Source organism: Corynebacterium sp. LK10 (assembly GCF_008042455.1).
GTDB lineage: Bacteria > Actinomycetota > Actinomycetes > Mycobacteriales > Mycobacteriaceae > Corynebacterium > Corynebacterium jeikeium_D.
This window is the reverse complement of sequence record NZ_NOVT01000017.1, coordinates 403,878-413,782: the sequence shown is the minus strand read 5'-3', so window position 1 is coordinate 413,782 and position 9,905 is coordinate 403,878. Positions and strand designations below refer to the sequence as shown.

The 9,905-nt window shown below is 58.5% G+C and carries 9 protein-coding genes and 1 tRNA gene; 6 read left to right on the top strand and 4 right to left on the bottom strand.

The features are described 5' to 3' along the window. Positions 1 to 149: 149 nt before the first annotated feature. Both CHU70_RS07300 and CHU70_RS07295 read right to left on the bottom strand, forming a co-directional pair. A complete protein-coding gene (locus CHU70_RS07300; RefSeq protein WP_049172923.1) occupies positions 150 to 944 on the bottom strand; it encodes an ABC transporter ATP-binding protein in 795 nt (264 codons plus the stop codon). Between the two features lie 102 nt (positions 945 to 1,046). Continuing rightward, the gene (locus CHU70_RS07295) at positions 1,047 to 2,063 is read right to left on the bottom strand and encodes an FtsX-like permease family protein (protein ID WP_147719143.1); all 1,017 of its coding nucleotides are present in this window, start codon (positions 2,061 to 2,063) and stop codon (positions 1,047 to 1,049) included. Positions 2,064 to 2,212: 149 nt separating this feature from the next. On the opposite strand from CHU70_RS07295, the gene CHU70_RS07290 reads away from it, so the two are divergent. Both CHU70_RS07290 and CHU70_RS07285 read left to right on the top strand, forming a co-directional pair. Beyond that, complete coding sequence (locus tag CHU70_RS07290; protein ID WP_065421715.1) at positions 2,213 to 3,418, top strand: sensor histidine kinase; 1,206 nt, start codon at positions 2,213 to 2,215, stop codon at positions 3,416 to 3,418. A gap of 61 nt (positions 3,419 to 3,479) precedes the next feature. Then, a complete protein-coding gene (locus tag CHU70_RS07285) occupies positions 3,480 to 4,163 on the top strand; it encodes a response regulator transcription factor (protein WP_080985607.1) in 684 nt (227 codons plus the stop codon). 53 nt (positions 4,164 to 4,216) lie between these two features. Here the strand turns inward: CHU70_RS07285 and CHU70_RS07280 are convergent, their stop codons facing one another. Beyond that, entirely contained in the window at positions 4,217 to 5,386 is a 1,170-nt protein-coding gene (locus CHU70_RS07280; protein WP_049193203.1) for an Ig-like domain-containing protein, read from the bottom strand. A 652-nt stretch (positions 5,387 to 6,038) separates the two neighbouring features. On the opposite strand from CHU70_RS07280, the gene CHU70_RS07275 reads away from it, so the two are divergent. Beyond that, positions 6,039 to 6,111 (top strand) — tRNA-Lys (locus CHU70_RS07275). 175 nt (positions 6,112 to 6,286) lie between these two features. Here CHU70_RS07275 and CHU70_RS07270 read toward each other — a convergent pair. Then, positions 6,287 to 6,568, bottom strand: coding sequence for a DUF3618 domain-containing protein (locus tag CHU70_RS07270; RefSeq protein ID WP_147719144.1), 282 nt, complete (start codon positions 6,566 to 6,568; stop codon positions 6,287 to 6,289). A gap of 150 nt (positions 6,569 to 6,718) precedes the next feature. Between CHU70_RS07270 and bcp the strand changes: the two genes are divergently transcribed. The 3 genes from bcp to CHU70_RS07255 all read left to right on the top strand — a co-directional run bounded on the left by bcp (position 6,719) and on the right by CHU70_RS07255 (position 9,902). Beyond that, positions 6,719 to 7,246: a thioredoxin-dependent thiol peroxidase gene (gene bcp, locus CHU70_RS07265; RefSeq protein WP_049172881.1), complete on the top strand. Its 528-nt coding sequence runs from the start codon at positions 6,719 to 6,721 to the stop codon at positions 7,244 to 7,246. A 75-nt stretch (positions 7,247 to 7,321) separates the two neighbouring features. Next, positions 7,322 to 7,981: a TetR/AcrR family transcriptional regulator gene (locus CHU70_RS07260; RefSeq protein WP_049172878.1), complete on the top strand. Its 660-nt coding sequence runs from the start codon at positions 7,322 to 7,324 to the stop codon at positions 7,979 to 7,981. Positions 7,982 to 8,141: 160 nt separating this feature from the next. Continuing rightward, on the top strand, positions 8,142 to 9,902 hold the full coding sequence (locus tag CHU70_RS07255) for a neocarzinostatin apoprotein domain-containing protein (protein WP_080971516.1): 1,761 nt from the start codon (positions 8,142 to 8,144) through the stop codon (positions 9,900 to 9,902). Positions 9,903 to 9,905: the final 3 nt, after the last annotated feature.

The following is a 9,905-nucleotide window of genomic DNA, read 5'->3' as shown; positions in this document are numbered from 1 at the left end:
CCGAAAAATAGCCCGAAAGTGTCATAAACTCACACAGTTTCACATTTGCAGCCCGTAATTTCTGGGGTTAAAGGCCAAAAATGTGAGCCTTTCCGGCGGCGTGGTTATCTGACCCAGCCTTTTCGATGCCGCCTCCTCCCCCATAGTCACTACCGAGTAGCCACCAAGCCTGCATCCGCGGACTGCAGCTTGCCGTCAACCATCTCCACGATTCGGTCGGCACCGTGAAGCTGCCCCAGGTCGTGGGTGATGTACAGGGTGGCCACACCCATCTTCCGCGTCACATCCATAATCAGTCGCGTCACCGCCCCTGCACTCTTCTGATCCAAAGCCGCGGTCGGTTCGTCGACTAGCAGCACTTCCGGCTCATTCATCAGTGCGCGCGCAACATTGACGCGTGCCTGCTGACCACCGGAAAGCTGGCTCACGCGACGTTCTCCCAGCCCAGCCAGTCCGACTGCCTCGAGCAATTCATCTGCGCGCTTCTCCGCTTCACGACGGCCACCCGCGGGCCACCCGAAAACACGGCCCAATCGCCGCATTGCGATGAGCTGCTGCTTGACCGTCAGCGCTGGCAGAAGATTCGGCTGCTGGAAAACGATGCCGATGTGTTCGCGACGAATCTTGGCAGCATCCGCGCCGCGAGCGCTCAGATCAATGGCCTTCCTTTCCGCACTCTCGTCCGCGCCTGCACCGTTCGCGTCCTGCTTGTTGGAGTACAGCGTGACATGTCCGGTATCGGCACTCTTCAAACAACCTGCGATGGTCAACAGAGTCGACTTGCCGGAACCCGATGGTCCGACCAGTCCCACTACCTCGCCTGCCCGGATCTTCAGCGAGATGTCATCCAAAATGGTGCGTTTGTTGTCGCCATCTTGGACGGTCAGCGAGATGTTCTTCAGAGCGAGTGCCACGGGAGCCTGGTTGTCGATATAGGTAGTCATTTTGTCCTCAATTCCTCAATTCCTCAGTTGCAGGTTGTGCATGATTAACACGATGTGAGTGTTCTGTGGGAAGCCGCCGTGCTAGGCCGTGCTAACGAGCCACTACGCATTCGCCAATGCGGTGGTCGGATCGACGCGGAATACCGGCACCAGTGCCAGCAGCGCACCAACTACGCCGGTCACGGCCAGAATGAGCCCCGGCACGACGGTCGTGGAAGCATCGACCACAATTGGCATGACGTCGCCGCTCTGCAGAGCCCAGCCCGCCGCTGCAGTCACCGCAACACCGCCGCCGACTCCGATTGCCAGCACGGCCAGGACCTGCGCCAGAGAGTCAGCCACCAGCACGGAGCGGGACGCACCGAGCGCCGAGGAAATGGCCACACCACGCAGTCGTTGAACAGTCCACACTGTGAAGAACGCGCCTACCACCAGCGCAGAAATCACATACAGCATCGAGGTCATCGCGTTCAGCGAGGTCTGCTCGCCCTGATAGGAAGCCGACAGGTTATTGCGCTCGCCGTCGCGCAGAATTGTTCCTTCCGGGACATTCGGCAGCTGCGTCGCAGACTCGTCGACAACCATCGCCGCCGGCACCATCTGCCCCGGTGTCAGGTCTTCCATCACACCGCGCCCGGCATAAATGACCGCTTGGTGGTCCAACCACTTATCCCCCGCCACGCGCGCAACGGTGGCCTCGTGCTCGCCCATCGCGCCAGACAGGGTCAGCGAGTCACCTTCCGCAATGGCGGTTTCACTGACACCGTCGGTGACGGCCACCTGGTCGTCGTTAAGCGAAAAGTCGGAGATGACGGTGACGGGCGTTTCATCGACGCGCGCACGACTGACGTAGACATCGCGGATGGTGGCGTTGTTATCGTTCGCCCACGTCTGGACGCTCTTTCGCGCCGTCTCGCCGATGCTTGACGACGACAGCGACGTAGCCCCCTCGGAGACGACGACGGCGTCGTTTTTGCCGTAGACCTCGTCAAGTGCGGAGACGGACTGGGCTGACAGTCCGGCAGCCAAAGCCGAGAGGAACGTGACCATCACAGCAATCATGCCGACGGTGATGGTGATCAGTGCGGCACGGCCTGGAGCGGCTCGAAGTTCTTTCATTGACTGGTACATACTCATTATGGTCGTGGATTCAAAGGCGGATTTAATCGCCAGGGAGGTTGAACTTCGTCTCCAACTTTCGGTTGATGTTGACAATTCCGGCTTGTCAGCGGTGTTTTGGCAGGTGGAACTGCCCTAAGCTCGAGAGCGTGGATACTCCTGAGACCCTGAATCGCAGCTGGCAATTACTGCGGTTTGCCCTGGATGTTTTGGTGCTGGTGCTGCTGGCGGTATGCGTGGTTCCGGATCCGCAGTGGCGAATCATCACCTATGCGGCGTGCTTTCTAGCGGTGTACATTGCAGGTTCCATTGGGCCGATTGGGCAGGCTCGGCATGGCAACGTAGCCAACGAGGTCGCGCTGACTAAGCCGCGTGGCCTGCTGTTGGGCTGGCTTGTGATTCTGCTGCTGTGCTGGGCGGCGTTGGCGTTTGCAACGCTGGACGCCTCGTTCCTGGTTTTCCCACTGTTTTTCGTAATTTTGCAGGTAACCGGCGGCCTTATGGCCGTAATCATGGTGGCGGCGACAACGGCGACGGCAATTGGCGCCATCGCTATCCATACTCCGCTGACATTTGGTGGTGTCCTCGGCCCCATTCTGGGTGGGACGTTTGTACTCACGGTGGGGCTGGGGTTCCGGCTCCTGCAGAAGGAGACTATCGAAAAGACCAAGGCGCTGGAGGAGCTCTCAGCTGCCCGCGCCCACTCGGAAGCACTGTCCCGTCGTGCCGGTGAGCTGGACGAACGCGCACGCCTCGCAGCCGATATTCATGACACCGTGGCGCAGGGGCTTTCCTCCATCCAGCTGCTGCTGCATTCGGTGGAGTCCCGCATGAAAAGTGCTCCCACTCAGCATGACCAGACCTCGGTGGATTCGCTACAGCTCGCCCGCAAGGTTGCGGCCGACAATCTCGCCGAGACCCGGCGCATCATCGCAGCACTTCAGCCGGCTCCCCTCGAAGGCGCAGACCTATCCGGTGCGTTGGAGAAGGTCTGCTCCTCCACGGTGCTGGGCGATGCTGTCAGCTTCTGCGTCGACGGCACACCCACGCGGCTGCCGGCCACCGTCGAAGCAACCATTATCAGGGTGGCCCAGGCGAGCTTGGCGAACGTCGTCAAGCATGCACACGCCACGCGTTGCCGTGTCACCCTGACCTACCAGCCCGACGAGGTTCTGCTCGACTGCGTCGACAACGGCATCGGCTTCGACCCCACCGCACCAACTAACGACGACAGCGTGGGGATCGCCAACGCGCGCCGACGCGTGGAGAAGCTCGGCGGCACCTTCACCATCGAGTCGGAACCGGGGCGTGGCTGCGGTGTCAGCGTCAGCATCCCGCACGAGCTCGCCTCTTAAAGTCCCGCGCCTGGTATGCAGGTAGGAAACGACCATTCACATCACCCGAGGAGTTAGCCAGGTGACCAAGCCCATCGGAGTCCTCATCGCCGACGATCACCCCATCGTCCGCGCTGGTCTTCGCGCAGTCGTTGAATCGGCGCCGGATATCGTCGTGGTTGGCGAGGCGGCCAGCGGTGACGAGGCGGTCGAGAAGGTGCGCGCATCGCTTGACGACGACTCTTGCGACCACATCGATCTGGTACTCATGGACCTTCGCTTTGGTGAGGCCCCTGGCACTGCTACCCGCGCAGGCGGAGTTGATGCCACCGCAGCCATCCGCGCACTGGCCGGGCGCGGCGCAAAGGCCCCAGAAGTGTTGGTGGTGACCAATTATTCTTCGGACTCCGATGTGCTCGGCGCTGTCACCGCAGGCGCAGTTGGTTATCTGCTGAAGGATGCCGCTCCGGAGGAGCTCATCGATGGTATCCGTCGTGCCGTTCGCGGCGAGACCGTGCTGAACACACAAGTAGCCGGGCGCTTGATGGGTCGGATGCGCAACCCCAGTACAGCACTAACCCCGCGCGAACTCGAAGTGCTCGAGTTGGTCGCGCGGGGTATGTCGAATAGAAAAATTGCAGAACAGCTGGTGCTCACCGAAGCGACTGTGAAATCGCATCTGGTACATATTTTCACCAAGCTAGACGTCAGCTCCCGCACCGCGGCTGTTGCTCGGGCGCAGGAGCTGGGAATGTTGGGTGATTAGGAAACGGACTAACCCGCGTGGCTTAAATGATGGCCTCACTTAGAGGACATGAGCTACCAGGAGCTGGTCTCGTCGGCGTTGCCCTTCTTCCAGGTCTCCCACGGAATGTTCCAGTCACCGAGTCCATCAACACCGGAGAGCGTCTCACCAATCGTATTCTTCACAATCACGATGTCACCGCGCTTAGTGTTGTCCAGGAACCACTTAGCGTTGGCGTCAGTGACGTTGATGCAGCCGTGAGACTGGTTGACGCTGCCCTGTGCCCACGTTGACCACGGTGCACCGTGGACGTAGATACCGGAGTAAGACATCTGCGTTGCATAGTTAACCGGCGTGACGTAGCCACCGTTTTCCAGAGACAGGCCGTAGGTACGAGAGTCCATCACCATGGTCTCGTTGCGATCACCGATGATGTACTGGCCATTCGGAGTCGGGTGAACATTCGACCCCATAGAGATAGGCATGGAGTTTACGACTTCACCGTTCTTCTTAATGACCATGGTCTTCGTCGCGTCATCAGCGATAGCAATGACTTCATCACCGATAGTGAAGCTGGTTTCGGCGGACTCCGCACCGTACATATCGTCACCAAGATCCGTGCCGTAAATATCGGACTTCACGGTAACCTTGGTCCCCGGCTTCCAGTACTCCTTTGGACGCCAGCGCACCTCACTGTTATTCAGCCAGTAGAAAGCGCCTTCCACCTTAGGCTCGGTGGTCACCTTAATTGCTTCCTCAGCAGCCTTGCGGTCCGAAATACTCGCGCTGAACTTCACAGCAATAGTCTGACCGACACCCACGGTGGAACCATCCAGCGGGGACAGGTAACCATTTACCTGAGAAGTCGGCTCGACGGTGGTGAAAGAAGTAGCCAGCTTTTCTGTGCCCGAGGTGGCGTTAATCTCATAGGTCTTTGAGTAGCCCAGGGGTTCTGCAGTGGTCCACTTGGTACCACTGGAGTCGAGCTTGCCCTTGACCTCTTTGCCCTCAGGGTTGGTCATAACAACCTTGTCCAGGTGATGTCCCTCTTCCACCTGAACCGAAATCGGGTCAACCACCGAAACATCGGTGGCGTCGTCCTTCACACTGGCGACAAGACCAACGTCTGGCTTCTCCGCCTCTTGCTGCTCGGCATTATCTCCGCCGACGGTACAAGCAGCTAGCGAGATGGTGGTCGCAAATGTCACCACCGCCATCGACAGGCGCTTAAAAGATTGCCGCATGATCGTGCTTCACTCCAACAGTGCAATTATTAAGTAGTAAGTCCCGGGGACACACTGCGACACACAGCGGAGTCCTGCTACAGCCCCTGGTGCGCCCTCGAAAAAGGTCAGACTACCCTGCAGCGGCACTAGCCACCGATAAAACGCTCGCCCTAACTGAAAAGCCTTATTGACTGCCCAATCGCAGTCATCAACCCCTCACAGGGCGCAGCACGCAAAGTAGCCCAACGGTTCCTACAGTTAACCCTCTGGAAAATTGCTGTGCAACCCCAAAAAACCGGGGCACTTCAACCGACCTGGGAAAACAGCGCCCCCTTGAAGCTGCGTTACCGAAAAGTAATCAGTTCGCTATTCAAAAGTGCCACCGGACGCTTCCGGACGTTACTGAACACTGTCGAACGTAACTCCGACATCTATGCACACTCCCAACGTCGATGGCATTGATACAGGCCCTACCCCACTTTGAGGATTTCCAAACTTTTTTTGAACTTTTTTCAAACGGTTGCGCAAAACCTTTCAAAAAACATGCAAAAACATCAATTCAAAAACAGCATCTGACCAGCCGATTTTACAAACAATCAGAAACCTGGTTATATATCTTCTCGTTGCCGGCGAGGAGCTCACACAGAGAGCACCAAGCAGGAAACAGTAAGCGCCATTAGCTCAACTGGCAGAGCAGCTGACTCTTAATCAGCGGGTTCGGGGTTCGAGTCCCTGATGGCGCACAATACAGACCGGGAAGGTAGAAATACCCTCCCGGTCTTTTTGTTGCATAACAAGCGTAGGCGCCAACTTGCAACCCTCGCTCGCACCCCACGCCTGACTCAAACAAGGGTTAGATACGCAAAAGCGCACGACCCCAGGCAACCACCCGAAGCGCGTGCGCTAATTACCGAAAAACTATTTAGCAGCAGTCTCAATCATCTCGCGAATGCGGTCAATTTCCTTGCTGCGATTGCGGTTGCGACGAATGCCCATTGCGATGCCACCAACAACAAGTGCGGCAACGACGCCCAGTGCTGCCTGCACCTTCGGCTCATTCAGAGCATCGAAAACACGGGTCCTTGCGTCATCCGCAACGTTCTTCGGATTCGTTCGCACGGTTAGCTCATCCAGAGTACGGGCGAGCTGGTTACGGTTACGCTCAATATCGCGCTGGATATCTTCAATGCTGCGAGCCACGTAAACTCCCTAAAAAGTTGAATATCTAAAGTGATTGTTCGCCTAAAAGACTAACACTTCCACTACAGCAACGTGGGCGAGCACGGGGAAAAACTCAACGCATTGCTTCAGAGTCGACACGCACCGCTCCAGAGTCGATACGATGAAGCCATGACTACTTCTTCCTCCAGCGACAAAGAATACGGCCAGAACAACATCCGTCTGGAAGCTGGCGACCCTGCCCCAGCGTTTACTCTTCTCAACGACGCCGAAGAGCAGGTTTCTCTGTCGGACTACGCGGGCAAGCCCGTGCTGATTTACTTCTACCCGCGGGCCAACACCCCAGGTTGCACCACTGAGGCATGCGACTTCCGCGATGAATCCGCTGCCCTGAACGATGCCGGCATTCCTGTCGTAGGTATTTCTCCGGACAAGCCGGCGAAACTCGCAAAGTTCCGCGAGGACCACGGCTTAAACTTCACCCTTCTGTCCGATCCGGACAAGGAAACCATGACCGCATTCGGCGCTTTCGGCGAGAAGAAGAACTACGGCAAGATTGTCCAGGGCGTCATCCGCTCGACTTTCCTGGTTAATGCCGAAGGAGAAATTGAAAAGGCCTGGTACAACGTTCGCGCCAAGGGGCACGTCCAGCGCGTACTGCGTGACTTGGGCGTGGAATCACAGGCTTCCGAAAGCTAACTAGCCGCAAGGCCTACTTTGACCCTAGCCCCAAACTCTCCTCCCACATCATCCCGATTAGACGGTTTCGTAGTAGTGACTCAATCCCAGGACGCACCGAATATTCTTCGTCCCCGTCGCACTCCGGCTCAGCAACGCAGCCGAGAGCGGTACGCACGCATGCTCAGCTCGGCACGCACAGTGCTCATCGAGCACGGGTTTGAGTCTTTCACTTTCGACGAAGTCGCTCGCATCGCAGATATCCCCATTGGCACGCTCTACCAATTCTTCGCAAACAAGTATGTGATGATCTGCGAGCTCGACCGTCAGGACACCGAGGCCGTCATCGAGGAAGTCTCACGCTTCGGCGAAACAGTCCCCACCTTGAAATGGCCGGAGTTTCTCTCGGAGTTCATCGATCACCTGGCAAAACTCTGGCGCGAGGACGTTTCCAGAAGAGCCGTATGGCTGGCTGTTCAATCAACGCCCGCCACACGCGCAACCGCAGAAGATACGAAGTCACGCCTGGTCACCGAGATTTCAAAGGTGCTGCGCCCGCTGGTGCCGTCGTCAAGCGATGCGGAACTGAACTTCATCTCCGACCTCATGATTAACGCCACGTACGCCCTGCTGAATTATGCGGTGGACCATCCGGGAAGCGATGCTGAGCGGGAAGCTCATTACGAGCTGACGGTGCAGGAAATCAAACGCATGACAATCTCTTATCTCATGAGCGTCGCGGAGGCCGCAGACTAGAGAGCACCCCTCGCCCACCTCGGCAGGGGCATTTATTGCCCTTATCAATACGCGGAGGGTAGGCTTGCCTTAGTTTACGCTTTACTCTGGTCAGCGCGGTGGGGTTCCCTGTTTTTCGCCGCGCCTGCGCCGGAACTCCCAAACAGAATCAGAGGTTCACATGTCCACGACGCAGGGCGCTTTCCGACGGAGCCTGCTTCCCCGCTCTATTGTTTTAGCTTCGGCAATCGTAGTGAGTACGGGATTTTTACCCGCAGTCCCCGCATCGGCACAGTCACTGCCATCGATTGGACAGCTCGGCGGTTCGCTCCCCGGCATCGGCGACCTTCTCGGCGGCAGCACCGATCAGTCTGAGCGCCAGCTCTCCGTGACCCCTGCCACCGATCTGTCCGACGGCGCCACCGTGACCATCAAGGGAGTCGGCTACCCCGCTAACGCAAATATTTACCTGGCCCAGACAATCGAGAAGCCAAAGTCGGGCTACCCTTCGACCTACGGCGAAGCGGCCAAGGTCACGGTTGGCGCGGACGGAAGTTTTACGCAGGAGATGAAGGTCGCGACCAGCTTTGGCGATGTCGACTGCACCTCTACCCAGTGCTACGTAGCCTCCTTTACTGCGTTCCCTAATCTTTCTGACCGCAGCAATGACCAGTGGGTCCCCATCACCTTCAAGGCGGGTGCTACTTCCCAGGCTGCTCAATCGCAGGGTTCCACCGGCGCGGCGCCGAGCGGTGGCCAGAGCGCTGGTTCGGGCTCCCAGTCACAGTCGGGCTCGCAGTCACCGTCGCAGTCACGGGGTAACGCATCGGTGAGCCTGTCCAAGACCTCAGACTTGAACCCGAGCGGCGACACCATTCGAGTCGAAGGCAAGGGTTTCAAGACCTCTGGACCGGGCATCTACGTCGGTATCGCGCAAAATGACCAGATGGATGTGACCAACGCCGATTCCTTCGGCCCGGATACCAAGTTTGTGTCTACCTCTCGCGGCAACCTGAAGTCCGACGGCAGCTTCAGCGTGGATCTTCCGGTCAGCGCGAAGTTCGGCACGGCAGACTGCATGCAGAACGCTTGCTCGGTCTACACCATTGCTGCTCACGGTTCTTCTGACCGCAGCCAGGACACGGCGACCGCGGTATCGTTTGCCGGCGGAGCTGCCAAGCAGGACGCTACCCTGCCCTCCGGCGGTGGCTCCTCACAGTCCGCAGGCAGCGCAAGCTCCGGCACCAGTGGCAGCACAGGGTCTAGTGGAACGAGTAGCACCAGCGCCTCCAGCGGCTCCAGCAGCTCCAACGGCAGCAGCTCCTCGACCGGCACCCCGTCGGTAAGCCTGTCCACCACGGAACTGAATCCATCGGGCAGCACCCCAATTACCGTCTCCGGCACCGGATTCAAGACCAGTGGCAACGGCATCTACGTCGCAGTGGCTGAGAAGAACAAGTTCTCCACCACCAACGCTGATGCTTTCTCCGCCGCTGAGTTTGTCCGCACCTCCCAGATGTCCTCCGACGGCAGCTTCTCCACAACGCTCAATGTCGAGGCCGTCACATCGGCCGCCAACTGCGTCGAAAATGACTGCGCACTCTACACCTTTGCTGCTCACGGTTCCTCCGACCGCAGCCAGGACACGGCCACGGACCTCAGCGTCGGCGGCTCCGCCAAGGAACGCGAAGAAGCTGTGAAGACCGGTGCCTCCAAGACCGGAGAGTCCAAGGCCAGCGGCTCATCCAAGGCATCTGGCAAGGCTTCCGCAAAGTCCAACGCTTCCGGCAATGGCCTCGACGAAGTTGATGTGCAGACTCAGCAGGCCGCGACCAACTCCCCGCTCCAAACCGCCGCAGTCGCCGGAACCGGCGCAATCCTGGGCGCGCTAATCTTCGGTGCCGGCATCCTGGTCGGTCGCCGTCAGAAGTCCGTCGATTAGCGC